The sequence below is a fragment of the Paenibacillus sp. 1011MAR3C5 genome, assembly GCF_003591485.1.
GTDB lineage: Bacteria > Bacillota > Bacilli > Paenibacillales > Paenibacillaceae > Pristimantibacillus.
Genome location: NZ_QZCF01000001.1, coordinates 483,010 through 508,452, shown reverse-complemented (window position 1 = coordinate 508,452; position 25,443 = coordinate 483,010). Strand labels below are relative to the sequence as shown.

Below are 25,443 nucleotides of genomic sequence, written 5' to 3'. Positions count from 1 at the left end.
CTTTTAAACGATCTTTGATATTAGGGGGCAGAGGCGCATTTTGGGGATTGATGGCAGGCTTGATAGCCCACGCATGGATGCATGGGCAATTTCGGGAAAGTCATAGGATGCGGATGATTCTTATCAGGCTGGCCAGAAATCTTAATCGGACAAGTTTTGCTTACTTAAAGCATCTCCGCGAGGCGATAAATGCCTTCTTCTATGGCGGCCTCATCTACTTTCGCAAAACCCAGCACCCATCCCTTTCGATTGCTTGCCAGGCAATACATGCTAAGCGGATAAACTCGAACCCCATGCTGGAGCGCATGATTCGCGACTGCTTCTTCGTTGAAGCACGCATCGGCTTCAAGCAGCATGTGCAGCCCCGTTTCTACTCCGCTTAGCGTGAAACGTTGACCTAGATCGGTTGCGGCGATTGCTTTGGTCATCGCTTCATGCCGGCGTCGGTATACATTGCGGACTCTGCGCATGTGGCGCATAAAGTGGCCGTGCTCGATAAAATGAGCAAGTGTAACTTGCTCCATAATCGGAAGATGCCGATACACTAGCTGCTGTACTTGAGCAATTTGGCGGATGGCCTCCCGGGGACCAACAATCGCTGATAGTCGCACACCGGGAGCGACCATCTTAGAAAAACTCATCATGTACAACGTATTTTGCGGCAACTGACTGAATAAGGTTGGAAGCGGGTCGCCACGATAGCGGAATTCGCTGTCATAATCATCCTCAATGATCCAAAAAGGGCGTTGAGCGGCCAGATGCAGCAATTGCTGCCTGCGCGGTTCCGGCATAATGACACCCGTCGCACATTGATGCGAAGGGGTAACAAAGACCAGCTTGGAACTCGGGTCAATATGATCGACTTGCAGGCCATGCTCATCGACAGGTACGGGATTGACCTCCATGCCCCGATATTTCATCGCCATCCAGGCAGCAGGAAAGCCGGGATCTTCCACCGATACTGTATCTCCTTCTTGCAAGAGCGCTTGGGCGATCAGATCAAGACTATGCTGGGCCCCTGAAGTTAATAGGATTTGGTCGATCTGTACATGGATGCCACGCGCAAGCGACAAGTAGCTTTGAATTTGCTCGCGCAGCGGCTCATAGCCGTAGGCATTGCCATAAGCCCATTGAGTCAAGTCAGGCACGGACGAGGCTTGTATATAAGATTGCCGCCATTGCTTATGGAATTGGTCGTCCAAATAAGGCTCATGAGGGTTGAAGTCGATGTCAGCATAGGTATTCTCTTTGCCGCGGAGCCAGTTCTGCAAGTGGCTTGCAGTTGCATTCAAGGCTGGCAAATCGGGTTGAAGCGGCCCTTGAGAAGTGATGGATTTGGAGGCATGAGGACGGTACGTCCAATCACTAACTCTTGTACCGCCGCGTCGTGAAGTGATCGTATATCCACGGCTATATAACTCCTCGTATACAATCTGGATCGTCGAACGTGACACCCCCACCAATTGGGCAAGCTCGCGAGAGGGGATCAGCAACTCGCCTGGCGGCCACTTTCCTGTTGTAATGTTATGGATAGCTTGATCCAGCAATTGCTGCCATATGGGACGATTGTCGTCACGGTTGATGGTTAGCATTGGGCTGACCCCTCCAATGGTTCTCGTATAATGATAGATTGTACGAATCCTATCACATAGAGTGCCTCTCCTGCAATTTAGAAGTAGTGCGAACTGATTGCTTGATGGGATTTAGTGAGCCGGGCAATTGGATAACGATCTCGCCGAACCAAACATGTTTTCTTCGTCTGCCGGGTTTTCTTTCGCTGTTATGCTGTGCGGTCGCAGGCGATATACGGATACAGCTTGATGATCAAGTGAGGAGCGGTATTTACCGACATGAGCCTTCGATAATGGACGGTTATAATAACCGGGTACATACTTGTTCAAAAATTGTTGAAGAACACTTGTCGAATCATCCAGTTGATTCACCTTTTCCACGAGTCCGAATAGCATGACGCTCATGTAGGCAGAATCTGTTTTCGCAGGGACGGGATCGGTTATGGTTCCAAACTCTTCGAATACGGTAAAACAAGCATGATTATTTTGCTGGATGACGGATATCTTTCTGCCGCTGCTTAGTCCATGAAAGTAAATACATTTGTTCCACCAAACGTAATTCAACGGCACGACATAGGGTTGAGGCCCGTCTGCCAAGCCTAATAAGCCAGTGCGGGTATTCGTCAAGAAAAGGTCAATCTTTTCCTGATCCTCGCAGTTTCTTTGTGCATGAATCATGGGTCTCATAGGGAGTAGCTTCCTCTCTCTTGCCAAATTAACATATCGTTATGAATTAATCCTAGCTGATTTAGGATGGTTTGCTATATCCAAAATAATCAGTTTGAAGCAATCCATATCGATGTAGAATGAACGGAAGCCTCGCGAATCGATAGCTTATAATTAGCTATGCCTAGTACAAAAGGAATGATATATTGGGTTTGAGTGATTGACAATTATATCCACAATTTAGTATGAAAAAAGATCGGAGTATGTTAATGAGTAACTTCCAACTGGTATTATTTGATCTGGACGATACGCTAGTTTACTTCCGTCATTATTGGGAAGCGAGCGCGAAGGATGCTTTTCGTTATTTTCGGGAAACCAGGGACTTGAATATCGATGAGCTATTTGAAGCATACAGGAAGCACGATTTGGATCTGGAGCAGTTGTATCTGCGGCAGGAAATTACGGTGGAACAATATCGAATCGAGAGAATTACCCGTACATTGCGAGACCATGGCAGGGAGATTGCTCCAGAATTCGCGTTCACTTTTGAAGATCGATACAAGACATTCAGCAGAATTCATATCAAGCCGAACGAGGGAATTACGGAAAACCTTGCAATTATTATGCGGCAGCTATCATCTAGGTATTGTAACCAACGGGACGGCCAGCTGGCAGTACAATAAGATCGAGGCATTAGGATATGATGTGTTTTTCCCAAAAGAGAGCATCTTCATCTCCGAACAAATCGGGGTAGAGAAGCCCCACCCGCTCATCTATCAATCAGCTCTAGATTACTTCTCCGTGGAGCCTCATGAAACCCTATTTGTCGGCGATAATTGGAGGAACGATGTGGCGGGTCCTGCCGAACTAGGCATGAAAGCTATATGGCTAAATGAGACGGAGAGGCCTGTGCCTGCTGATGGCCTCGCATATGGTGTGATCAAAGAACTGCCCGAGCTTCTGAGGTTGCTTGCAACAAATCATCTAGAAAGGAAGGAGTCGTAATAAAGTGACGAGGAAACTTACGTTTGTTTTTGTATGTCTATTGATGTTCGCAGCTTTGATCGGCTGCACGAATTCGGGAGAGAAAGATAAAGTTGTTGAAGATGGCATTGTCGTTAACATGAGTTCCACCTCGCTAGACGGCAATAATCCAGACATTACGCGAGTATCGTATTCTTTTGATGTGTGGAACAGGCTCGGGAAATCGGTAGTCGTCTTATCGGTGACACCCGTTATTTCGAAGGAGATTTTGGAACGGTTAGTCGAGCGTAATATTACATTAGAAGTGAATACCCCTGTGAAAAGTAATGAATCACAAAAGATATCGGGAGCGTTTCAGATCGATACCAAAGGAATGTCCAAAGACGAGGTCACCGACCTGGTTGGTTCCATTACACAATTCAGGATTGTAACGGAGCAGGTTGTTGGGCAGGAGTCTGGCAGTTCTCAAGAATAAGGATATACAAAAAGCCTTCCTTCGAATGCGCTGTATGCATCCAAAGGAAGGCCTCATCTATTCACTAGAAGCTGTCCCAAAAAGCAACCCCCACAAGCTTTACTCCGCAAATCCTGCAGACATCTGTTTTTCCTTCCACCATATAGTTATCGCCAGACCGACGAACATCACGGCAGCGGAGAAGAGATACGGATAGTTGATATTGATATCGAACAGCAATCCGCCCATGGCAGGTCCAACAATGTTGCCGAGGCTCGTATACGTGGAGTTCATGCCTGCGACATAGCCTTGCTCTTTGCCAGCTGCCTTAGACAAGTAGGACGTCAATGCCGGACGCAGCAAGTCAAAAGCGAGGAAGATGAGACAAGTTACACCAAGCACAATCCAGAAACCAGAAACCATCGTGGACAGTATTGCCAGGATAACGCCTGCGATAAGGCAGAGCTGGATCAGCCTTTTTTCACCGATTTTCTCGACCATTTTGCCGAACATAAAGACCTGTACGACAACGCCGAAGATCGCGCTTATCGTAATGATGGCGGCGATGTCCTTAGGAGAGAAGCCGAACTTGTGATCCGAGAACAGGCTGAAGATCGTTTCATAAGCGGACAAGCCGAAGGCGAGTACGAATACGATCAGAAATGCGATAAAGAAAACCGGCTTCAGCGATCTTCTCATATCACGAAGGAAGCTGGATTGATTAGCCTGAGTCGAAAACTCCGCAATCTGCTCTTTGGTGAGTGTCTCCTTCAAGATGAAGAATGACAAGATACAAGCCAGGAACGCTATTCCCGCTGCAAAAAAGAACGGCAGACGAATTCCGTATTCCGCAATGAAGCCGCCAATGCCGGGGCCTATGATGAATCCGGTACTGATGGCTGCGGACAAGTAGCCCATCGCTTGCGGACGGTCTTCGATGGTCGTCACATCCGCAATGTATGCCGTAACGGCTGGCATGATGAAGGCGGCGCTAATACCTCCAAGAACCCTTGAAATGTATAACAAATAGACATGAGTGCCTAATCCAAAAATCAGTTCTGAAACGCCGAATATGAATAAGCCGATGACGATCATTTTTTTGCGGCCGATACGGTCAACCCATCGTCCGGCGATCGGCGACATCAGGAGTTGTGCGACTGCGAATACGGCAACCAAGTAACCCATTGTTTTGCCCGACAAATCCATTGTTGTCATAATGGAAGGCATGACGGGTATGACAAGCCCAATACCTAGAAATGCGATAAAAATGTTGCTGAGCAGTATGATTAAGACTGCCTTTTGTTGATTGATACTCTTCTTCATCTTTCTCTACCTCATTGTGTCAGAATCAGTGTTGTGAAATGCCTCTCCAAAATACAGACCAGCAAGCCTCCAGCTTATCCTTCAGCCGCTGCGCATCATTGCCGTATACAAGCTCGACCAAGATCGTATCCACAACTCCTACAAAAGCTAACGTAAGAGATTTGGCATTGATTCCGACAATGGCTTCAGCTTCAAGCCAGTCCTTGAACTTGTTCTCCAGAATCGCTTGAACCTTGTCTTCAATATCGATAACTTCCTCGCTAACTGCATTCACCAGGTGGGCCGGCGGGAAAAAGGACATACGCAGCCAAAACTTTAAATGCTCATTCTGTTGAAACAGATCGATGGTCAGCTTCAGAAATCCGTACAGATCCTTCTCCGGATGATGCGCTTCAATCTCGCTAAAATAATTAAGCTTCGAAGATAGCTCAGTCTCTTTGGCATCCCGCAACACTTGCATAAATAGATCGTCTTTGCCTTTAAAATGGGCGTAAATCGACTGCTTCTTCAAGCCTACTTCATCGGCAATCTGGGATAAGGATGCCCCTTCATAACCATGGATGGTGAAGTACTTCAGTGCTGCCTCCTTAATTTCATCACTTTTCATGCTTACCGCCCCCAAATAATTAACGAACGTTCGTCAGTTATCTTAACAAATAAAACCAAGTATCGCAACTGGAAAATGCTTGGTCATGACCAAATGATGCCCTAATCGGTGAGTGTTCATAAATGACGCGTATGCCGCTGTCCATATGAGGCAGCATAATACTTTTTTGACGAAAAGTGTGGAGGCTATAGCTTGCTTCGTTTACAATAAATAGGAAGCTGATGCTGAGGAGGAGGCAGGGCATGTCCATAAAAACATTTATCGAACAGCAATTGACGGGAGTTGTGCTGGAACCTCCAGTCTTTTATAACGCTAAGGTTGGCATTCGTTTTGAAGCGGGGCCATCGGATTCCTCGATCGATGATCAGACCTATTTTGCCATTGTGAAAGAAAGGGCAATCACGTTATTCCAAGCGCTGTTTCAGCCGGACCAGACCATCTACATCGTGGTGGGTTCGTATGAATCCATCGAGCCGATGGAATGGGAGGTGGCAGGTATGGTGGACTTCACCTCGACCTTTCTAAGCGACCAATTACAGCAAGCCATTGAAGAAATCTATAAAGAACCATCACTGGATGAAGACACAAACGAGCTAACAGGCTATTCCATCATGTACGGCGTTCGCTGTATGGTATCGGATGTCGATTGTGCTTCGCTGCTGGGAGCAATCGGCGGCTTTTCGGAAAAGAAAGAATCTGTGGTTGACCGGTTATATTTTATTGATCCTGATCGCCGTATTGTGTTCCATATGTATGATAACCGGGGGATCGATATTGTTGCGTCCCGTAAAGAGGATATCACTTTTCTATATAACAGGTTCAATGAATGGATTCTCTACTACGATCGGGAGCAAATTGACGAGATATTCGGACAAGAATCTTAGCATCGGAGGAGATACACTTGCGGATTCATAAAAGGGAAATGCACAGAAAAGTTAAAGTTACAATCGGAATACTTCTAGTAACGGTCATTATTTTATTTATTACAAACCCGGGTTTTCCGGATGACTCGAAGTACGCCGTATGGCTGGAGAAGGAGCATGGGATATTTTGCGCTCATGATCCTGTTCAATTAGTCTCCTGTGTACAAGTTGCAGAGACAAACGAAGAAATCGACTGGAGATCCAGAGGGGTAAAAAACACAGGACTTTACACGATCTACAGAGATCATTATAAGAACCTGGACGGAGAATCCGTCAATATCCACGCTGTCGGGATATTGAATATGTTTTTCAACAAGTGATGGGCATTAAAAGGAGAATGGATAAATGCCATACACAAAACCAGTAGTTATGGACCCTTACTATGATCAACCTGAATGGATCACCAGCGAAGTCATACGAAGAGAGTTTATTTGTTTATCCTCTGAATCCAACGATCATGATGTTGAGTTATTTCTCATCCTTTTATTTGGTTTCAATCATATCCCTGTTAATCAGTCATTCCAGAAGTCGTTCAGTGAATTATTAAAGCAAGAGGAAGTTGCTCTTTCTGGCGGGATTGCTTTTTTTCAAGATGAGCAGAGCCTTATTCTGCCGAGCTGTTGTTGTGGTTTGGAACAGGTCTCGGATATTTTACTTTCAATTACGGATAAACAAAGTCCATGGCTGGGACATGATCCTTTTCCTAGTATTACTTATGAAGGGGATAAAGCATTTATTTGGCCAGATGACCCGGAGGCATGCGTAAGCAAGGGTTATTTGCCAATTGAATATGATCATAAAGAGCTTGTAACAAGTCTTGATAAATCAGTAGAACACCTACATGACTTTATAGATGGACCTCTGCACAGATGGATTGGCAAGAGAGATAATAAAATAGCAGATTCGGTAAGAGAACAAATGAAAAGATGGTTTGAGTATTGATCCGTCTTTACTACCATGGATCGGAGGGAACATGAACAGAAAAGTGAAATTAACCTTTGGCTTCATTTTGTTGACATTGATTATATTAGTGTTCACGAATCCCGGTTTTGATGATGTGAGGTTTGCTAAATGGTTGGAGAGGGAGCACGGCATTTATTGTACATATGACGGTAGTCTGAGAGCATGCAAACAAATCATAGACAGCAAGGAGAAGATCATTACGAAGAACTCTGGCCATACGAGAAACACCGGATTTTACACGGAATTTACTCGCCGAATTACTTTCGAAGATGGCGAGTCCATTGAAATTCGAGCACTCGGCATAGTAACTTCGTTTTTCAATATATAAGAATGGCGGTATTCATATGAGCAACATTGACAAGCGGAATAGATTAAGTGAAGAAGTGTTCACATATAAAGCGAGCAAAGACAATAAAGTGTTCATTTACTGGCAGGGGAAGCAAGTTACCATTCTCTCTGGAAAGGCGAGCGAGAAGTTTCTGAAAGCCATCGAGGGCAAAGAACATAAGGAAGCCCAGCTTATTATGGCTAAGGCTACAGGGAACTTCAAAAGAGGCAATGAGAAGGACAATAAGTGAAAAGCGTAAAGTAAAGCTGTGCGATCACCTGTGATTGATTCATGATGTGGCACTCCTGAAATTAGGTCTATATGTTCTTTATCAAGAACTACAATCCTGCTATAGTTAAAGTGGGCGGTTATGTCTATTCTGATAAAATATACCGCTAAGCTGGGAGGATTACGATGAAATGGATAGTTTGGAGCGTGCTCATTGCGATACAGGTTTCGCTATGGTCACAGGCTGGAGCAGGTGCGTGGTTCACAAGGGCGCTTGCATCTAATGCCCATTTGCTGGAAGCTGCTGCGTCGAGCGATACGAGCAAAGCCAGCCATGCCATTGCGCAAGGCGAACTTCCGGTCGGAGCTCCGCTGGCCGATGTGAAGCTGACGCCGCAAGTGATTGACTTGAAGAAGTGGGGCATCCACAATGATGGGACAAAGCCAATTGAGACGACGAAAGGCATTAACAAGGCGCTGCAATGGGCGAACAAAAATAAAATCCAGTCAGTCACTTTGCCCAAGGGCACTTATCTCATAGACAAAAACAGCTACATTAACATGGTGAGCAACCTGATCTTCGATCTTCCGAACGATGTCGTCATTCAGAAGGAGACGAACGCCAAGGAGTTTTACCATACGTTCTATATCGGAGTCGGCGTTCAGAACGTCGTGCTGAGAGGCGGCAGCTATAAGGGGGACAAGGGAACGCATGATTTTAAAAAGAAAGACAGCGTGCATTCTGCAGGTACACATGAGAGCGGTTATGGGATTGCGATTGAAGGCGCCAACGCCGTTACGATCGATGGAGTGAAGGCAACAGAGTTCACAGGTGACGGCCTTATGATCGGCGGACATGGCAAGCTGATTATGGACTTATATGCCGCCAGCTTCGTATCGGGAGAATTTAATGATAAGGGGAAGGCAGTCGCGAATAAGCAAAAGATCAGAACGAAGAAGCCGATCAGCCTCAACCATTCACTGCTGCTGTCGCAAAAAAAGTTTGAGATTACAAACAATATCAAGCTTCCCGGCACGTTCGACCTTGTTTTCCTGGACAAGTCAGGCAAGTTCGTCGAGCTGATGAAGGGCAAGAAAGTGCGGGAGACGATCGCCATTCCGAATAAAGCCGCGAGCGTACATCTTATTTTCCAAAAGGCCGACAGCAAGGATGCCTATATTGAGCTATGGAGCCGGACGGTCAGCTCCGATATCGTCGTGAGAAATTCGGAGTTCGCCTACAACCGGAGGCAGGGTATCACCGTAGGCGGAGCCGACAGGGTACTTATCCAAAATAACGAGCTGCATCATATGAAGGGTACGCTGCCTCAATCCGGCATCGATGTGGAAGGCGGCTATCATTATAACGGCCATTTCAACAGCAATATCTATATCAAAGACAATGACTTTCACAGCAATGCGTCCTACGATCTTATCCTATACGATGGCGCAGGCGCGTTGGTTGAAGGCAATCGGATGCGCTCCAAGGGCGTTATTGGACTTGCCATATCGGAACCGTTCGAAGGAGCCGTTATTCAAAATAATCATTTCGACGGGGCGCGTATCCTGGCATATCATAATGCTACGTTTATCGGCAACCGGGTGGATCGGGCACTGGCTTCCTTTATCGGCACGAACGTGACGATTGACGGGATGGCACTGACTGATGCAGTCTTGTCGCTGTCGTCCAAAGACGCCTTCGGAATCAAGGTATCGAATGTTACGATTACGAGCAAGGACAAGAAGCTGGAGTCCGGCCTGGCCTTATGGGGCAAGAAACTTCGGCTAGACAATATTACGATTACTGGGGAATCCTCACTGCGAACAGTCACAGGAGGTATTGAGCCGGGAAGTATTATTAACAATCTGAAGGTACGCGGCTTCAACTCGACCTATGGCGTGTCGCTGCCGCCTGCGACGTACAACAACTGCGAATTCTCAGGTGCCGAGGGCGCAAGCCATGGCTCAATCGGTGTCAGCCTAGCCGGGAAGTATGTCTTCAACAATTGTACCTTCAACCTGAGCAAGTCGGCTTGGACCGGTATCTCTGCCGACCATGCGAAGCTGGATCTGACAGTGAAGAACTCCACCTTCAACCTGTTGGGCAATACGCAAGCGGTCAATGTCCAGTCGGCCAAAAATGTCGTGATTGAAAACAATACCATTACAGGAAACGCGCTTACCTCGGACAAGATTGAAATCATAAAGCTGAACGACTACTGGAAGCGGAACGACAAGCATGATATCTTGGCTGCTATCATCCGCGGCAATGAGATCATCACCAATATTCCGGCGATCGGCATCTCCACAGCCTATGCGGGCATAGATGCGCCTGCCTATACGGTAGAGAACAACAAGCTGACCAACGCGAAGCTCGCGCTTAAAGAAAATGATGCCGTTCATCAAAATGAGCTCCTCACCCCAAGCACGAGCGCGATTCCGGCAAGCGGGACGACACAGCCGGAAGCACAATAACGTCACGATGCTAGATCCTTCTCGAAGCGCATATATATGGCGTATAGAGGGAGCGTGATGATGAAGGTGAACCGTCAAGTGGGCCGTTATTTTCAGCTTAAGAGCAAGCAAAAGGAGATTGAGCAGGAGCTTCAGGAGCTGCGCACTGAAATATTGGCGTATTACGAGGAGCAGGGTGTCACCGAGGCGACGGTCGGCAACTTCCAGGTAAAGCTGGTGAAGCAGGAGCGGAAGGAATATAATGATACGCGCCTGTCGGAGGCGCTTCCCGACCCGCAATTGTGGCGGCTATTATCCAAGCCGGACCTGTCCCGTATTGCCAGTCTGCTCAAGCTGAAGGTGATTACAGAGGATCAGCTGAAGGATACATTTGTGACGAAGCATGTGACTTTATTGCAGATCGATAAGAGGTAACGTTATGAACAAAGGGCATCCAAAACCGCTTTGATGCGGACGAGGATGCCTTTAGTTTTGTGCAAAATTTGAGCGGAACGAATGGAGCGGCTGAAACTATCGCATACTATTCCGGTTACCTTAACAATCGGGAGTTGGACTTGTATGGGATGGAATGGGCTGCTGGCCGTTCTGATTGCGCTGCATCAATGGGTTTATCCGAATCTGACCATCGAATCTCGCGGGGAAGTCGTGAAGGACGATGTGCTCATGTCCGACTATTCGTATCCGTTGCCGGTCGGACCGCTTGTGAATGAAGATCGACTGAACAAGCTAATGGATAGCATCGCGGCCAAGGTGGAGCGCGAGCCGGTGAATGCGACGCTGGATGGGGCGGGGCGCATTGTGCCGGAGCAGCCGGGGCTTAAGCTGGAGCGCAACGCATTCAAGCGATTGTTTTACGGCTATATGCTGGAAGGCGAGCCGCTTAGGCTGGAGATTCCGCTGCGCCGTAACTATCCACGTGTTGACAGCGAGGTTCTGTCAGGCATCAAGGTTAGACAGATCGGACAATACGCGACCTATTACAATAGCCGCAACCGCAATCGCTCCTCGAATATCGCGCTGGCGGCGCAGGCGATTAATAATCATGTTGTTTTTCCCGGCGAGCGGTTTTCGTTCAATCAGACTGTCGGCATGCGAACGAAGGAGAAAGGATATCTTCGCGCGCCTGTCATTGTCAGAGGCGAGATGTACGAGGATATCGGGGGCGGCATCTGCCAGATCTCCTCTACGCTGTTCAATGCAGTCGACCGGGCGGGGCTTACGATCGTCGAGCGGTATTCGCATAGCCGAAGTGTGCATTATGTGCCTGCCGGGCGTGATGCGACGGTGAGCTGGTATGGGCCTGATTTTGTCTTTGAGAACCGCTACGATCATCCGATCTTGATCCGTGCCTATGCGGGCTCGGGAACGGCCAGCATCTCGATCCATTCCTCGGAGCTTCTGGAGCTGCAGCCGCGGGAGGTGCCCGGCGCGTCGCGGAAGCTGCCTGAGGAAGTAAGGATGGATGAGAGAAGAGTTATCGTTGAATAAGGGTTTGCCAGCAAAACAGGAAGACATAGGAAAGAGTTGCAGAGCGTCCGCTCTGCAACTCTTTTTTGTTACGTGGACTAATTAGCTGCATAATTAGTACCAAGTCTTAATACCATGTTCAATAATAGGAGTTGAGATCGTTAATGTCATGGGAGGTAATAATGTGGACCTTATCCAGCGTTATGAGCATCATCTGAGTACAGCCAGAGAAGGGTTGATGAATGAAATCTCGACGCTCAATGAAATTAAATTCAACCAGTTAGCACAAGTGGATACATGGAGCATCTCAATGGATTGAGCTGCTCTATATGCATGAGCAGCGGCATACCGGGCAGATTAAGGATTTGAAAGCTCTTCTTACATAAAAAAAGGGGCTGCCCGGATGGTCATTTCGACCTCGCGCAGCCCCTTCGTATTAGATTCAGATGAATACCGCTATCGTCAAGAATCGAACAAGCAGTGCAGCGGATTGCGCTCTCGTCGAGTGGCGGTCAGCTTGAAGGATATCGCCTTGCATGCCCTTCAACAGGCCCAGCTTCACAGCTGCGGCTAGCTCTTCATGCGCCCAAACAATGCCGTCAGCGTCCTTGAATTGCTGTTGCAGAAGCGACTCCGCGTGCTCCATTGCCGGTACAGAAGCGCCAGCGTAGGTAAGTGCGCGAATCAGCATCGCAGCCTGATCTTCTCTAGTAATCAGTTGCTCTGGACGGAAGGTATGATCCCCGTAGCCTTTGATCACGCCAGCCTTCACGGCTGCGGCAACGTCTCGCGCATACCAGCGGTCAGCCGGTACGTCGGAGAAGGTGCGATCGGCCGTACCGTCGGCGAGACCAAGCGCCCGTACAAGCATAGACGCGAACTCGGCGCGTGTAATGCTGCGTTCAGGCAGGAACTGATCGCTGCTGACACCGTTGATCAGTCCTTTGTTCGCCGCGAGCTCGATGTCCTGTTGTGCCCAATGACCGTTCGTATCCGCGAATGATTTGTCGTAAGCCGCGATTAAGTAAATGCTGTTGCCGTTGCGCTTCATGTGGGCGATTGCCTTATCCCCCTCGAATGAAAAGCGAGACGGGACAAATTGCAGCTCGCCTGTATTCGGCATGAATTGCAGAGCGGTCGTATGCTCGGCATCGCCAGACGTCTTGAACGCAATGTCGCGGGTGGCGTATGCCGTGCCGAGCGGTACAGGCCATGCCTTGCCGGCTTCATCCACAAGCTCAATCTCGAAGGCAATGACTTTGCTCAGCAGCTTGCCGCCAGCTTGCTCTACAGCTTTCAGCGCCGATTCATGTTCTTCATTCGTTGCCTTTTTGATGCTGAAGCGAACTTGAAGCGCGCTTGGATCAACGCCGGAGATGGATGTCCACAGCTTCGGATTCCACACGGCAGCCGGAATACGGTAAGTCGCCCATTCGTTGCTTACGGATAATGTGCCGTTTTTCGTCCGGGACGACTCTGTCCATGCGTCTGCAGCTATACGCCAAGTGTCCCCTTTGAATTGCACATGTACGCTTGCAGCGGATTGAAGCGCTTCGCGTACGGCTTGTTCGCAAGCAGCTCCACCTTCAGAGATCGTCAAACTCACGGAAGAGCCTGCTGCGGGCAGAACCTCGCATCCAGCCGTACCTGTCTCTTCGCCTGTTTGTCCGCCGCCACCGCCGCCGTTGCCGGATGATTGAACAACAGTGATATGAATAGGTGCGGTGTAGAGATCATACGCCTCTCCGCTGTCCAGATGCGTCGTATAGCGGAGCAACAGTGAGGCTGTGCCCGATTTTTGAGCCTTTAATGTGTTGCCTGCCGCTTCGAACAGCTCTTCACCTTGCAGCCACACGATGTCAGGCACGACTTCACTGTTTGTACGCTTATATGTTTCTGCGATTGCCGTCAGTGTCAGCCCTTCATTACGTTTCAAGGAATAGCTTTGCTGTTTGGCTTTCAGAGCGACGTTCCAATCTGCGGAATAATAAGCGTAATCCGTTGTGATACCGAAGGCTCCACGCAGGAAGAAGTCCGTGTAATCCGCCAGACCGTTGATCGTCCAAGGCGAAATAATAATGCCTCGATGCTTCGATGCTTCCATATAGGCAGGTCCCATGCCGATAAAGCCTGCATTATAGGTCGAGTTCAGTGATTGGGTCGTGCGAATCGTGTCACGCAAGGCTTTGCCGACGTTGATGTCAGTCTCCGAGCCGCTGCCGACGAGCAAGCCTACAGGCATGCCGGGAAGCTTCTCCGAGAACAGGCGCAGCTGCGAAGAGTGGAAGGCCATTACATTAATCAAGTCTTCGGCATTCTGTTCCTCAATGAGCTCCACGAGGACGTCAACCGCCCTTGGATTAGCTGTCTTGATCTCGGCATACACCATAATGCCTTTGTCTCTAGCCAGCTCGATCTGCTCCTCCAGCGTCGGTACCTTGACGTCCGGGAAGCCGTTCGGGTATGGCTTGTTGGCGTTTAGTTTTTTAATCTCCTCTAATGTAAAGCTCTCTACGTTGCCTGTTCCGTTCGTTGTATTCTGTAAGACAGAATCGTGGATAATGACCAGATGGTCGTCGGATGTGACGTACATATCGTTTTCGATATAATCGGCGCCGTTCTCGTATGCCATCAGATTGCTTTCGATGGTATTCTCCGGCGACCTCGACGGCATGCCGCGATGGCCGATAATATACGGCTTGCGGATGAGGGTTGTCGCATTACTATAGACCGCCAGCGCGTCAAATGCGGCTTCCGGCGCTCCGGTCAGAATGCCGTTCGTGCCGGTTGCGATCAGCTCATGCATCGCAAGCGAGCGATCGGCGCTTGCAGCCTTTTCCTTTGTCCAGACGACGATGGTACGCTGCTGCAAGTATTCGACATGCCCTTTGGTTGCTGCCGCTTGCGGCAAGATGGCGATTTTGGAACCGCTGATGGTCGTCTCACGGCGAATAGCAAGCAGCGAATCCTTCGTTACAGTCGCCGAGCTGAAGTCCAGAATGCCGCGCACCATCGGTACTGCCGCTCTTACGCGAGAGATCCACTCGCCATGATCAGAGATGACGAACGCATCCTCCAAGCCGTTTGCTTCGGCATAGGCGGCTATTGCGTCTGCTGCTTTCTCCGAATGGACATAGAAAGCAGGAATGATCTTGCCCTCGATCAGCTCCATGACCGACGGAACATCCGACAGAACGGTATTCAGATTAGATGGGGCCACGACATTCAGCTTCTCGTCTACATGAAGGATGACGGTTGCCGGAGTGGCGGACCCGGACAAGAGAGAGAGCCCCTCGGCATTGGTCAGCTCGGTTACGATAGTGGGTCCCATCACAATCTTCGTATCAGGCTCATAGACGTCTGCGAACCGGTCAGCCGGCATGGGAGGCAATTCCTCCAGCTGGAGCGTGACCTTCAGATTGTCGACTCTCATGACGCTACCGTTCGACTGGAGTCCGATATGTCCCTTGGCATATGCGGCGGCGGAGTCGGTATCGATGATTAGCGAGTCGTTGATCCATTCCTGCACGCGGTTTCCTTTTGCCACGACGGTATAATGGTACATCTTGCTGGCGTCGATCCGCTCCTTGAACGGGCCTTTGTCCAGAATGGACCAGCCGTTCGCCGGATTGCGCTCAGCGAATTCTATGCCGTTCGCTGCGGTGGCGTCCTGACGGACGGCCATTTGATAATACGGATAATCTCCATTCTGAATGCGGAACATGATGGAGTGCCATCTCGCCGTATCATTCGCGTTCAGATGGGTGACATCGGCTTCGATCTTGTAATCGCCGAACAAACCCAGATAATCCGGGAGCAATACGCGTGAAGGATTGTCGGGCGCTGCGGATGCATGAAGCTCGAATGCGCCGTCTCTCACCGTTGCGCGGGAAGCTGTCGTGCCTTCCTTGCGGGTCCAGCCCTCTGGCATCGACCCGTCCGCAAGCCGATCGAAGTTGTTTTCATAGAGCACGTAGCTTACTTCGTCCTGCTTCTTCGCTACGACCAGCAAGGTAATGGAGACACCGTCAATGGAGCCGGTTACCCGGTGTACGCCGCTGCTCTTCACATGCAGCTTGCCCTCGGCGATCTCGACTCCATCGCCTTCTGCCATCCACTCCAGTTCACCGCCTTGTACAGTGCCTGATGTGAAGTCGCTGCGTTCTGCCTGGAAGGACCAATAGGCCAGCTCTACAGGCGTGCCGACAGTCGCCAGCTCAAAGCCTTGCTCATGCTTCATCGATACTACCTTGGCACCTGTCTGCGATTCGCTTACGCTTACCTCATAGGCAGCTTCCGCATTGGCATATACCGCCGTTACGGTTGCTGTGCCTTCGCGGATCGGATATAGCTGGCCGCCGACAACCTTCAAGATGCTCTCGTCGGAGGAATACAGCTTCAGCTTCGCGGGATCAACCGGCTCGCTTATGCCGTCCGAGTAGTCGATGGTGGCTGTGAACGCTACAGGCCCGCTCAGCGCCTCAAGCTGTGGCGGCAGCGTCAGGTTGATGGTCTCCGCTGTAAGGCGCGTGACGACCAGATTGTCGAAGGAGACATGCGCCTGGTCTACCTGAAAGCCAATCTTGCCACGCTTCAATAGATCTTGGGAGAAGCTTCGGTCTATGAGCTGGACATATTCATCCGAGGCTGCCGGCTTAATATATTCCTTGACGTTGTCGCCGAATACGCGAACCTTCATCGTATAGTTTTCATTCAGAGCAAGCGGCTGCCATGGCCCGGAAGCGATGACGGACCATCCGTTATCCGGCTTGCGGTAAGCAACTTCATAGCTGCCGTTCTGGCGGATTGCCATCTGGTTGTATGGCTGCTTGCCTTCCGTTGTTCCGCGGAAGATGAGCGATGCCCATCTCGCCGCATTCAGCACGCTATGGAATTGCAGGTCAGCTTCGACCGTGTAATTGTCCCACTGTACAGGCGCTGTCACTCGGGATTGTGCGCCGGAAGCGTTGCCCTCCAGCTCAAGCCTGCCGTTGCTGACGCTGAATGGCGGACTGCCGGCATTCACATCGGAGATCCAGTCCGCAGGCAGCTCACCGTCCGGGATGCTGTCAAAGCTTTCTTGCAGCAGGATCGGATCGGATGGGCCCGAGACGATGTCATCGGATAAGGTCAAAGTGCCGTAACCGCTCGTATCGTTCCAGAAGGACGATGATTCATATGCGCTCCAATAAGCGGAACGCTGCATCGCGGTGTCCTCGCCGAATCGGTCAGTGACGCCGATCTCCAGACCTAGCTCTCGGGAGAGCTGCGGGTCGAATTGCAGCAGCTCCCAGCTGATCGCGACCTCCAGCTCCCAGCCGCTGTCCGTCTTGCTCATGGCGCGCATGATGCCCTTGTCGTCCTTGCCCGCATGATTCGAGAGCGCTGCGCCGAAGCTGAATTGAGGCGTCGCGGATTGCTCGCGGAAGATGAAGCCCGCCTGCATATCGTTCGCAGCGAACGGGGAGGAGCGGTGCAGCGACGGATCGACGAACAGGCTGACGCTGTCCTGGTCGAACCAATAGCCGGATTGCTGTGCAAGCGGCGTATCGTCTTCAATGCGTACGCCTACATATAAGTATTGCTGATCCCACAGCGCGCCGAAGCTCGCCAGCGGAGCACCAGGCGCATCCTCAGGCAGCACGCCGCCAGGCAGCCGCTCGATCGGCTGGTCCAGGCTCCAATTCATATCATCGAGCTTGCCGTCAATGACAGGCGCATAATCGGTTTTCGGTACGGATAGCGCCTGGCGTTCCAGAGGCGCTGCTGCCGCAAGCTCAGCTGCTTCCTCTTGATTCCCTTCCTCCGGCTGGCCGGATTCCTCTGAACCGTCGGTTCCTTCTTCATCTGCTGGAGCCTCCGTCTCAACCGGCTCGGTATCACCGCTGTCTTCGGCAAGCTCGTCAGACTCCTGCTGCGCCCCTTCCTCCAGCTCGTCTTCCTGCGGGCTGTTGTCTGCTTCTGTAGCCAGATGGTCAGCCACCGGGAAGTCCTCAGCTCTTATCGACTGCATAGGCGGCAGCAATCCGCACAGCAAGGTCATACAAATGATGGCGGACAGCAGCTTTGAAGCTCGTCTCATGAATTCCTCATCCTCTCCAATTGGGATGGCAGCGATTTGAGCACGGCAAAAAACCCTTTTACGCATCGGTTCAGGAAGCATTCTCGCATCTGCGAAACGCATTCATTGTCGATTCATAAAAGGGTTTTCTCTCCATCTCGTACCCTTGCCTATAGGGGGTGTTCACCCGTAACCAATGTAATCCACTTTTGTTATGGGGGCATTTGCGAGGCGTGAAACATCTGTAAAGGGGATGCCGAAATTCATGAATCCTCCACAAATTGTTGAAAAAGATAGAATAGTTGGCATTTTCCGAGAAAAACCGCTATAATTCTCTATTAAGAACACTTACTAGAATAGCGAGGGTGGGAGATATTGATCATTCGTGTAGAAAATGAGAGAGAACGAAGCCAGTTCGACAATTTGTGGATGGAAGTGTGGGATGAAAAAGGATTTGAGCATGAAAAAACGGTAGGGGACGCGTATTTGCTATATGTAGGCGGCAAGCCGGCGGGGACGGCGGAGTTCGCGCCTTATGATCCGCAGGGTGCGGATGAGCTGCATCGCGTATTTGATTTCAGCGGGATCGATTGCATCCGGCGTCATCACCGGCAAGTATTCGTCATCGACAAGTTCGCAATCGCCAAGGAGTTCAGATCCAGCTCGGCGCTGGATCTGCTTATGTACAATTTGTTCGACTATGCGGAGACGCGCCAGAAGCTGTTCGCTATCGCTTTGCTGGACCCGCTGCTCTATCGGCTGATCCGGTTCCATTATCATTTTCGCGTGGAGAAGGTCGGGGATCGAACGTCATACAAAGGGGCGGAGGTCATTCCCGTCCTGATCGACAGCAATTATTTTTTGAATCGCAAATGGGATTATGCCTGGTATCGCAAGGCTGCGGCGGAGCTTGGCAGGGAGCGGCAGCTGGCTTCCAATACGGTCTAACTCGCAGCACAGCGAACAACCCGTTACTTCTATTGAATAGAAGGAGCGGGTTGTTGGCGTTAATAGGATGAACACATGCCTGCATATCCGACTGAACGCTATGCTTTGGGAGAGCAAGTTAACTTGAGCGGCAAGTCAAGAAGCGGAGGAACGGAAGGCGTAGGTTTTGTACGCGCCATTGTCCGACGAGTATCTCAAAATATTGCGGTCCTCGGGCAAGCCTTCGAAGTATGCGCCGATACAGCCTGTCGTGCAGCGATGGCCCGATAAGAGAATATTTGCGCCGCTCTGACCGTAACGGGCTTCAAGCTCCCCCATGAATGCGAATACCCGCTGCATAAAGCCTTGGATATCTTCCATGCCCTTATAGATGCGGGCATCGGGAATCGGACCCGCCAGAGTCACCTCGCTCCTCCGCAAGCCGTCCGCTTCGCCAAGGTCGAACACATCGAGCCGTCCGTCAATCTGTACGGGAAGACCGGAAGCGATCTCGGCTGTCTGGATCGCCCGTGCCTGCGGAGACGAGATGACATAGTCGAATCGAATGGAGGCCAGCTGTCCCTTCAATTCCTCGGCTTGCCGGATACCGGTTTCATTCAGCGGCAATCCGCTGCGTCCCTGCAATCGTCCTTCCTTATTCCAATCGGTCTGGCCGTGTCTGACCACATAGATCATGTTCCAGTTCCCTCCTGTCCGGTTACGTATTCTTCAGAAAGTGGCTATTTCCTTTTTCCTATCCGTCCAGGGGGGCGATGCTCATATTTGATCCCTATTCCTAAAGTCGCAACAATGATGGTTGGATGTTCCCTCTTCCCATTCAGTCCTAAGTCTGTTCTTGCCGGGCCAGCAGCCTTACGAATTTCTTCATGACCGGCAAGATCGTGCCTTGCATATCTGCCATAATTGTGGATAAGTGGGTGTGCTGCGCCTCTGTTGAGGAGGTGAAGCGAATCAAATGGGACACCGCAGCGAGGGACACCTCGGTATTGACGTTCACCTTACAGATGCCGCGCTCCATCGTCTGGGCAATAATCGCATCAGGCGTGCCAGAGCCGCCATGCAGCACGAGCGGAATCTGTACAGATGATTGAATCTGCCGCAGCAGTTCCAGATCAATCTTGGGCTCGCCCGTATACATGCCGTGCACCGTGCCGATAGCCGCAGCCAGGAAATCGACGCCGGTTTCCTCGACGAAGCGCTTGGCATCAGCGGGATCGGTCAGCCTTCCGTCGCCTTCCTCTTCGTCGGAGAAAGCGCCTCGCGACACGGAACCAATCTCCGCTTCCACCGATACGTCCGCCATATGGGCAAGCTCTACGATTTCTTTGGTGCGTGCTATATTTTCGTCCAGCTCGTATTTGGAGCCGTCGTACATGACGGATGTGAAGCCGCATCGTATAGCTTGGACAATGGATTTCTTTTCGTAGGCATGATCCAGGTGAAGCGCGACGGGAATGGCCGCCTTGCGAGCAATCGCGATAGCCATTGCGGCGAAGCCCTCCAAGTCTACGGCAGGCAAGTAGCGTTCGCCCAGCGCAATGATAACCGGGCGTTCCTCTGCCTCTGCCGCCTGCACAGCAGCTTGTACCGTCTCCAGATTATAAACGTTAAAGGCGGCTACTGCTTTTTTCTCTTGTTGCGCAGCCAGCAAGATGTCTTTGGTTGGTATCAGCATTTCTTTTCTCTCCCTTTCCCAATAAAACGGCGTATGCGGAGCATAACGGACCGCATACGCCTCGATTTGTCTTCAGTCCCAAAAGGATTAGCGCTCCAACAACTCTACTGTATCCTTAAGCGTAGAAGCCGATCCCACATTGCCCGGGAAGATGATGTAATAGAGTCCGGGAAACTTGCTTTCGCCTCCCGTAATCCAGACAGGAACACCAGGCTGGATTTGTCCGGCGACAGTAGCGCGCTGTACGCGCAAGCCTTTCGTGCCGATATCGCTGGACGTAATGCCGCCTTTGGCAATGATATATTTCGGCCGGACGTTCAGCCGCTGCACAATGCTGGTGACCGCATCCGAAATTGTGACCGATTGCTGCAATTCTTCCTCTTGCTTCCCTTCGCCAAGGTCAAGACGCTCGCGGCGCGTATAGACGGTCACGGTCTTGCCGGCAGCAATCGCAGCTTCCGTCTCGGTAATGACGCGGTCAATCTCGGCTTTGAATGCATCCGGCTGCATCACCAGATGGACGTTGAATTCGATAAAGGTTACAAAATCGCATGTTTTCAGCTGTTCGAGCTGTTCGGTCGTTTTCTTCACATGCGAGCCAACGAGTATGAGGCCGCCTGAACCCGGCTGACCGCCTACGACTTCTTCCTTCGTCAGGAGCGGTCTGTCGCCGATGCCGCCGATTACTTTTGTAAAAGCTGCGGCTGTGCGGAACATGAAAGTTTTGCCTCGCTTCATCGCACGAACGAGCGCAATGGTGAAGATCTTCACGTCGATATCGTCGACGGCATTGACGACGACTTTATTAAAGCCGCTTACGTTCATAAGCTGCTCCTCGATATCTTCGAGCTGAAGCGCTCGCAGGCTGTCCAGTGAGATATACGCAGTGTCGGCCGCTTTGAATGCACCGCCCGACTTCTCTTCAACCCATCGGCCGAGATCGGACTCGGTATATCCGAAGGTGCGGTCAAGCGCGAATTCCGTCTCGCCCACAGGCACCAGTTCCTCGTCATATTGGACGTAATGGATATTGTCAATCGTGTAGCGTCCGCCCGCCTTGAAGAAGGGCAGAATGACTTCTCCGTCGAACAGGACGCCGGAAGCCTCTTCCGTCGTAGACCGCAGCGTCTCGGTCTCCAGTGGATAATGTCCGCGAAGCGTAGAATCGCCTCGGCTGACGATCAGATAAGGCTTGTTGCCAAGCTGTTTGGACGCTTCCGCCGCATGACGGGCGATGTCGCGGTGAACCGTTTCCGTCTCGCTTGCGATCAGGCCGCGCGAGTTGGTCAGGATGAAGAACATCGGCCCTTCCTCGTGGAACCCCTTTATCAGCGTCTCCAGCGTCCAATCGGTGTACACGGAGATGCCGTGTACCGTTTGCACGCCGGTCGGATCATCGTCCAGCACAATGATTTTCCGGTCGAAGCTTTGCAGCTCCGCTTCAAGCCATTCATCCGCTTGCCTGCTGTCTATAGCAGGCAAGCGGTCAAATATGTCTCTCGCCAATCGTTTTCCAATATGCATAGGTTTCACACCTTTTTTATATATAGTTGAAGCAGCTTACAGACCCGGCAGAATGCCGCTGAACAGACTTAGCGCGTAGACGGCAGCCAGTGCGGTCAGACCGGCGATGAAGCCGCCGAGCGTCCAGACTCTAAGCGTTTGCGTTACAGTCAGCTTGCCGAACCGGTTTACGACCCAGAAGCCGGAATCATTCGGCAGCGACAATCCGATGCCGCCAGCACAGATCGCCAGACCAAGCAGGATAGGGGATACACCCAAATCGAGGACAAGCGGACCCATGATGCTTGAAGTAGTGACAAGCGCGACGGTTGAAGAACCAAGCGATGCACGCAAAATTTGGGAAAAAATAAAGGCCAGCAGCAAGACAGGAATGCTCCAGCTCTGCATCGTTGTAATCAAGTAGTCGCCGATGCCGCTATGATTAATGACGGCTCCGAATGCTCCGCCAGCTCCGGTAATCAGGACAATCATGCCTGCTGTGGAGATGGACTCGGAATAAAGAGAATTGTAATTTTCTGAAATATATGGACGAAGCACAATGATGGCTACGAGTACGCTGATCAATAAGGCAATGTTTTTGTCGCCTACGAATCCGAAGAACGAGGCAAGGCCGGTTCCCGGGAACAGCATTTTGGAGATCGTGTTCATCAAAATGAGTGCAATCGGCAGTATTAGCATGCCGAAGGACAACCCCGTGCTGATTTCTTTGCGTTTCGATTCGGGCTCCGCTTGCACAGCCTCTAATTCATCTACAGTGGCTTGCACACGCTTTCCGATATATTTGCCGTATAGGAAGCCGCCGACAAGCGTTGCAGGAATCGCGCAAATGATGCCGTACAGAATGAACAGGCCAAGGTCGGAACCCGTATTCTCGGCTACGACCATAGGACCCGGAGTTGGCGCAATCATGTTATGAGAAGTGATTAGGCCGATGCCGAGCGCCGTTACGAAGGTGATGATCGAAATGCCTGTACGTGTAGCCAGACTCTTCAGCAAGCCGCTGAGAATAACGAATGCAGCATCGAAAAAGACCGGTATGGATACGACTGTGCCTGTCAGAGCAAGCCCGGCTGGCGATTTCTTAATGCCGAAGAGCTTAAGGAGGGAGCCGGCAATTTTTTCGACGGCGCCGGATGCGCCAAGGAACGAGCCGAAGATAACGCCAAGACCGATCAGAATGCCTACACCGGTAAGCGTATTGCCGAATCCTGCGGTGACAATGCCCGGCACTTCCTTCAGCGGAATGCCGATGGCGATTGCCGTTCCGAAGGCAATGACGGTCAACGCAAGGAACGGCTCAACTTTCCATTTGATAATAAGAAGAAACAGAAAGGCTAATGCAATAACGAATGCAACTATGAGCATAGGTCCAGTTAACATAGGGCTTCCACCTTTTCGTCGTAGTGTTATTAATTAACGAGTTGTCTTGCCGACTTCAACGTTCGCCAGCTTCTCGTAATATTGAACGATTCCCGCATGGTCAAGCGCTTGCTTGCCGTCATCTCTTAATGTCTCGAACACGTGGCGCACATGCTCGGTCAGCGGAAGAGGGACTTCGAAAGCCTCTGCCGTCTCCATGACATTGGTCAAATCCTTCAGATTAATGTCAACGCGCCCGCCAGCCTTAAAGTTCCGCTCCAGCATCATCGGCACCTTCGCATCGAGCACAGTGCTGCCTGCGAGTCCGCCGCGGATTGCCTGGTACATCTTCTCCAGGTCGATGCCGGCTTTGGCCGCTAGCACAAGCGCTTCGGATACCGCTGCTATGTTAACGTTTACAATGATCTGATTGGCCAGCTTTGCCGTAGAGCCGCTGCCGCTCGGACCGACGCGGACGACATCCTTGCCCATGCAGGAGAGGACTGGCAATACGCGCTGGAAGGCCGCTTCGTCGCCGCCAGCCATAATGGACAGTGTGCCGTCAATCGCTTTGGGCTCGCCGCCGCTTACCGGCGCATCCAGCATGGAGATGCCTTGAACCGCAAGCGCATCGGCTGCTTCTTTCGCCACAACAGGCGAGATGGAGCTCATATCGACTACGATAGTGCCGGCTTTGGCTCCATGGATGATACCGTCTTCACCGAGCATGACGGTCTTCACAATGGCGTTATTCGGGAGCATTGTAATGATGACATCGCTTTCAATTGCAACAGCTTTAGGAGAACTGCCTTGCACTGCGCCTGCTTGTACCACATCGGCTACGGCTTCCGCGTTCAGATCGTAGACGGTGAGGCTGTATCCTTTTTTAATCAAATTTTTGGCCATTGGTTTACCCATGATGCCAAGTCCAACGAAACCAATCTTCATGTTGGAACCTCCTATATCGTGTTGGTAAGTGATTTCGAAAGTTATTGTACACAAATATTTTAAAAATGTATACAAAAAGTTCAAAATGGATACAAAATAAATATTCGAATTGGCTTTCAAAGGCCATCCGATAGCTTTATAATTTAAGGATAGTCTGTACCGAACCGCTTTTTTTATGAGCAGCAAAGGAAGGTAAATGGATGAGCAAGCAGGCGTTTCAAGCGGCATATGTGCATTGTTATGAGCTGATAAGGGATAAAATATTGAATGGAGAATTGCCGGGCGGAACGAAGCTGGTAGAGGAACGTCTAGCGGAAGAGCTGGGCGTAAGCCGTACGCCTGTTAGAGAGTCAATCCGGAAGCTGGAGCAGGAAGGGCTGATTCAGCGGAAGCGCGTCGTACAGCCGACCGTGGAGGATTTGCGCCATATATTCGAGGTGCGAATGCTGCTGGAGGGCTTCTCAGCGCGCTGCGCCGCAGCCTATATGGATGAGGAGACCCAGGAAAAGGTCCAGGAATGCATCACAATTGCGCGCGAAGGCACCGTCGAGGTAACGATGGATGCAAATAAGCAATTCCATGATTTGATCGTTCAGGCAAGCCGGAATCCGGAAATTATTAGTATCATCGATCGGATGCAATCGATCATCTATCTGTTCCGAAGAGCTGTCGTCTATTACAAGCGCCCGTTCCTGATCGACGAGCATCAGCATATACTGGATGCGATTCGCACCCATGACGCAGCAACCGCAGAGAGGCTGATGAAGGAGCATCTGCAGGCGGATTTGGATTTTTATTTGCATCTAGGGAAACATCAGGCATGACAATAGAAGCCTCCGAGCGTCTCGGGGCTTCTTTTCAATAGAGCAGTTAGTAGGGACATCTATGCCATACAACTGCGGTCTATGCGATTATGTATATGGGAGGGTAGAGGCGCGG

Annotated in this window: 23 protein-coding genes; 13 read left to right on the top strand and 10 right to left on the bottom strand. The window is 50.7% G+C overall.

What is annotated here, in order from left to right; all coding sequences use genetic code 11:
* Nucleotides 1–164: 164 nt before the first annotated feature.
* Together pdxR and D3P07_RS02335 are read right to left on the bottom strand one after the other, a co-directional pair.
* The gene (gene pdxR, locus D3P07_RS02340) at nucleotides 165–1,592 is read right to left on the bottom strand and encodes a MocR-like pyridoxine biosynthesis transcription factor PdxR (RefSeq protein ID WP_119798464.1); all 1,428 of its coding nucleotides are present in this window, start codon (nucleotides 1,590–1,592) and stop codon (nucleotides 165–167) included.
* A gap of 111 nt (nucleotides 1,593–1,703) precedes the next feature.
* Nucleotides 1,704–2,258, bottom strand: a complete 555-nt coding sequence (locus tag D3P07_RS02335; protein WP_119798463.1) for a pyridoxamine 5'-phosphate oxidase family protein — start codon at nucleotides 2,256–2,258, stop codon at nucleotides 1,704–1,706.
* A 248-nt stretch (nucleotides 2,259–2,506) separates the two neighbouring features.
* Here D3P07_RS02335 and D3P07_RS26830 point away from each other — a divergent pair, with 248 nt between their 5' ends.
* The 3 genes from D3P07_RS26830 to D3P07_RS02325 are packed head-to-tail and all read left to right on the top strand — an operon-like array spanning nucleotide 2,507 to nucleotide 3,696.
* The gene (locus D3P07_RS26830; protein ID WP_182914150.1) at nucleotides 2,507–2,920 is read left to right on the top strand and encodes an HAD family hydrolase; all 414 of its coding nucleotides are present in this window, start codon (nucleotides 2,507–2,509) and stop codon (nucleotides 2,918–2,920) included.
* A complete protein-coding gene (locus tag D3P07_RS26825; RefSeq protein ID WP_182914149.1) occupies nucleotides 2,850–3,242 on the top strand; it encodes an HAD family hydrolase in 393 nt (130 codons plus the stop codon). Before D3P07_RS26830 ends, D3P07_RS26825 begins: the two co-directional genes overlap by 71 nt.
* Nucleotides 3,243–3,246: 4 nt before the next feature.
* Nucleotides 3,247–3,696 (top strand): hypothetical protein, encoded by a 450-nt coding sequence (locus tag D3P07_RS02325; protein ID WP_119798461.1) that lies wholly within the window; start codon nucleotides 3,247–3,249, stop codon nucleotides 3,694–3,696.
* Between the two features lie 99 nt (nucleotides 3,697–3,795).
* Here D3P07_RS02325 and D3P07_RS02320 read toward each other — a convergent pair whose 3' ends face one another.
* Both D3P07_RS02320 and D3P07_RS02315 read right to left on the bottom strand, forming a co-directional pair.
* The gene (locus tag D3P07_RS02320) at nucleotides 3,796–4,998 is read right to left on the bottom strand and encodes an MFS transporter (protein WP_119798460.1); all 1,203 of its coding nucleotides are present in this window, start codon (nucleotides 4,996–4,998) and stop codon (nucleotides 3,796–3,798) included.
* Nucleotides 4,999–5,023: 25 nt separating this feature from the next.
* Nucleotides 5,024–5,605, bottom strand: a complete 582-nt coding sequence (locus D3P07_RS02315; RefSeq protein WP_119798459.1) for a TetR/AcrR family transcriptional regulator — start codon at nucleotides 5,603–5,605, stop codon at nucleotides 5,024–5,026.
* 242 nt (nucleotides 5,606–5,847) lie between these two features.
* Here D3P07_RS02315 and D3P07_RS02310 point away from each other — a divergent pair, with 242 nt between their 5' ends.
* From D3P07_RS02310 to D3P07_RS27395, 8 genes are all read left to right on the top strand, one after another.
* Nucleotides 5,848–6,489 (top strand): DUF3885 domain-containing protein, encoded by a 642-nt coding sequence (locus tag D3P07_RS02310; RefSeq protein WP_182914148.1) that lies wholly within the window; start codon nucleotides 5,848–5,850, stop codon nucleotides 6,487–6,489.
* Between the two features lie 17 nt (nucleotides 6,490–6,506).
* Nucleotides 6,507–6,848 carry a hypothetical protein gene (locus D3P07_RS02305; RefSeq protein ID WP_119798457.1) on the top strand — a complete coding sequence of 114 codons (342 nt, stop codon included), beginning with the start codon at nucleotides 6,507–6,509 and terminating at the stop codon, nucleotides 6,846–6,848.
* Between the two features lie 25 nt (nucleotides 6,849–6,873).
* Complete coding sequence (locus D3P07_RS02300; RefSeq protein WP_119798456.1) at nucleotides 6,874–7,470, top strand: hypothetical protein; 597 nt, start codon at nucleotides 6,874–6,876, stop codon at nucleotides 7,468–7,470.
* 365 nt (nucleotides 7,471–7,835) lie between these two features.
* Nucleotides 7,836–8,069 carry a hypothetical protein gene (locus D3P07_RS02290; protein ID WP_119798454.1) on the top strand — a complete coding sequence of 78 codons (234 nt, stop codon included), beginning with the start codon at nucleotides 7,836–7,838 and terminating at the stop codon, nucleotides 8,067–8,069.
* Between the two features lie 164 nt (nucleotides 8,070–8,233).
* On the top strand, nucleotides 8,234–10,522 hold the full coding sequence (locus D3P07_RS02285; protein ID WP_119798453.1) for a right-handed parallel beta-helix repeat-containing protein: 2,289 nt from the start codon (nucleotides 8,234–8,236) through the stop codon (nucleotides 10,520–10,522).
* A 60-nt stretch (nucleotides 10,523–10,582) separates the two neighbouring features.
* Nucleotides 10,583–10,936, top strand: a complete 354-nt coding sequence (locus D3P07_RS02280) for a hypothetical protein (protein ID WP_119798948.1) — start codon at nucleotides 10,583–10,585, stop codon at nucleotides 10,934–10,936.
* A gap of 144 nt (nucleotides 10,937–11,080) precedes the next feature.
* A complete protein-coding gene (locus D3P07_RS02275; protein WP_119798452.1) occupies nucleotides 11,081–12,010 on the top strand; it encodes a VanW family protein in 930 nt (309 codons plus the stop codon).
* A 163-nt stretch (nucleotides 12,011–12,173) separates the two neighbouring features.
* The gene (locus tag D3P07_RS27395) at nucleotides 12,174–12,308 is read left to right on the top strand and encodes a hypothetical protein (RefSeq protein WP_259391301.1); all 135 of its coding nucleotides are present in this window, start codon (nucleotides 12,174–12,176) and stop codon (nucleotides 12,306–12,308) included.
* A gap of 123 nt (nucleotides 12,309–12,431) precedes the next feature.
* Here D3P07_RS27395 and D3P07_RS02270 read toward each other — a convergent pair whose 3' ends face one another.
* On the bottom strand, nucleotides 12,432–18,071 hold the full coding sequence (locus tag D3P07_RS02270) for a glycerophosphodiester phosphodiesterase family protein (protein WP_182914147.1): 5,640 nt from the start codon (nucleotides 18,069–18,071) through the stop codon (nucleotides 12,432–12,434).
* A gap of 354 nt (nucleotides 18,072–18,425) precedes the next feature.
* Here D3P07_RS02270 and D3P07_RS02265 point away from each other — a divergent pair, with 354 nt between their 5' ends.
* Nucleotides 18,426–18,998: a hypothetical protein gene (locus D3P07_RS02265; RefSeq protein WP_119798450.1), complete on the top strand. Its 573-nt coding sequence runs from the start codon at nucleotides 18,426–18,428 to the stop codon at nucleotides 18,996–18,998.
* 135 nt (nucleotides 18,999–19,133) lie between these two features.
* Here D3P07_RS02265 and D3P07_RS02260 read toward each other — a convergent pair whose 3' ends face one another.
* The 5 genes from D3P07_RS02260 to garR all read right to left on the bottom strand — a co-directional run bounded on the left by D3P07_RS02260 (nucleotide 19,134) and on the right by garR (nucleotide 24,504).
* Nucleotides 19,134–19,673, bottom strand: coding sequence for a histidine phosphatase family protein (locus D3P07_RS02260; RefSeq protein ID WP_119798449.1), 540 nt, complete (start codon nucleotides 19,671–19,673; stop codon nucleotides 19,134–19,136).
* Nucleotides 19,674–19,821: 148 nt separating this feature from the next.
* Entirely contained in the window at nucleotides 19,822–20,673 is an 852-nt protein-coding gene (locus D3P07_RS02255; protein ID WP_119798448.1) for a class II fructose-bisphosphate aldolase, read from the bottom strand.
* 87 nt (nucleotides 20,674–20,760) lie between these two features.
* Nucleotides 20,761–22,197, bottom strand: a complete 1,437-nt coding sequence (locus D3P07_RS02250; protein ID WP_119798447.1) for a four-carbon acid sugar kinase family protein — start codon at nucleotides 22,195–22,197, stop codon at nucleotides 20,761–20,763.
* Nucleotides 22,198–22,233: 36 nt separating this feature from the next.
* The gene (locus tag D3P07_RS02245) at nucleotides 22,234–23,577 is read right to left on the bottom strand and encodes a GntP family permease (protein ID WP_119798446.1); all 1,344 of its coding nucleotides are present in this window, start codon (nucleotides 23,575–23,577) and stop codon (nucleotides 22,234–22,236) included.
* A 33-nt stretch (nucleotides 23,578–23,610) separates the two neighbouring features.
* Nucleotides 23,611–24,504, bottom strand: a complete 894-nt coding sequence (gene garR / locus D3P07_RS02240) for a 2-hydroxy-3-oxopropionate reductase (RefSeq protein ID WP_119798445.1) — start codon at nucleotides 24,502–24,504, stop codon at nucleotides 23,611–23,613.
* A gap of 200 nt (nucleotides 24,505–24,704) precedes the next feature.
* On the opposite strand from garR, the gene D3P07_RS02235 reads away from it, so the two are divergent.
* On the top strand, nucleotides 24,705–25,328 hold the full coding sequence (locus tag D3P07_RS02235) for a GntR family transcriptional regulator (RefSeq protein ID WP_119798444.1): 624 nt from the start codon (nucleotides 24,705–24,707) through the stop codon (nucleotides 25,326–25,328).
* Nucleotides 25,329–25,443 lie beyond the last annotated feature (115 nt).

Coding starts and splice junctions, on each gene's coding strand:
- D3P07_RS02280 (WP_119798948.1), top strand. CDS start 10,583: ATGAAGGTGAACCGTCAAGTGGGCCGTTATTTTCAGCTTAAGAGCAAG.
- D3P07_RS02320 (WP_119798460.1), bottom strand. CDS start 4,998: ATGAAGAAGAGTATCAATCAACAAAAGGCAGTCTTAATCATACTGCTC.
- D3P07_RS02260 (WP_119798449.1), bottom strand. CDS start 19,673: ATGATCTATGTGGTCAGACACGGCCAGACCGATTGGAATAAGGAAGGA.
- D3P07_RS02275 (WP_119798452.1), top strand. CDS start 11,081: ATGGGATGGAATGGGCTGCTGGCCGTTCTGATTGCGCTGCATCAATGG.
- D3P07_RS02250 (WP_119798447.1), bottom strand. CDS start 22,197: ATGCATATTGGAAAACGATTGGCGAGAGACATATTTGACCGCTTGCCT.
- pdxR (WP_119798464.1), bottom strand. CDS start 1,592: ATGCTAACCATCAACCGTGACGACAATCGTCCCATATGGCAGCAATTG.
- D3P07_RS26830 (WP_182914150.1), top strand. CDS start 2,507: ATGAGTAACTTCCAACTGGTATTATTTGATCTGGACGATACGCTAGTT.
- D3P07_RS02300 (WP_119798456.1), top strand. CDS start 6,874: ATGCCATACACAAAACCAGTAGTTATGGACCCTTACTATGATCAACCT.
- D3P07_RS02235 (WP_119798444.1), top strand. CDS start 24,705: ATGAGCAAGCAGGCGTTTCAAGCGGCATATGTGCATTGTTATGAGCTG.
- D3P07_RS02315 (WP_119798459.1), bottom strand. CDS start 5,605: ATGAAAAGTGATGAAATTAAGGAGGCAGCACTGAAGTACTTCACCATC.
- D3P07_RS02245 (WP_119798446.1), bottom strand. CDS start 23,577: ATGTTAACTGGACCTATGCTCATAGTTGCATTCGTTATTGCATTAGCC.
- garR (WP_119798445.1), bottom strand. CDS start 24,504: ATGAAGATTGGTTTCGTTGGACTTGGCATCATGGGTAAACCAATGGCC.
- D3P07_RS02335 (WP_119798463.1), bottom strand. CDS start 2,258: ATGAGACCCATGATTCATGCACAAAGAAACTGCGAGGATCAGGAAAAG.
- D3P07_RS02285 (WP_119798453.1), top strand. CDS start 8,234: ATGAAATGGATAGTTTGGAGCGTGCTCATTGCGATACAGGTTTCGCTA.
- D3P07_RS02310 (WP_182914148.1), top strand. CDS start 5,848: ATGTCCATAAAAACATTTATCGAACAGCAATTGACGGGAGTTGTGCTG.
- D3P07_RS02270 (WP_182914147.1), bottom strand. CDS start 18,071: ATGAGACGAGCTTCAAAGCTGCTGTCCGCCATCATTTGTATGACCTTG.
- D3P07_RS02255 (WP_119798448.1), bottom strand. CDS start 20,673: ATGCTGATACCAACCAAAGACATCTTGCTGGCTGCGCAACAAGAGAAA.
- D3P07_RS02290 (WP_119798454.1), top strand. CDS start 7,836: ATGAGCAACATTGACAAGCGGAATAGATTAAGTGAAGAAGTGTTCACA.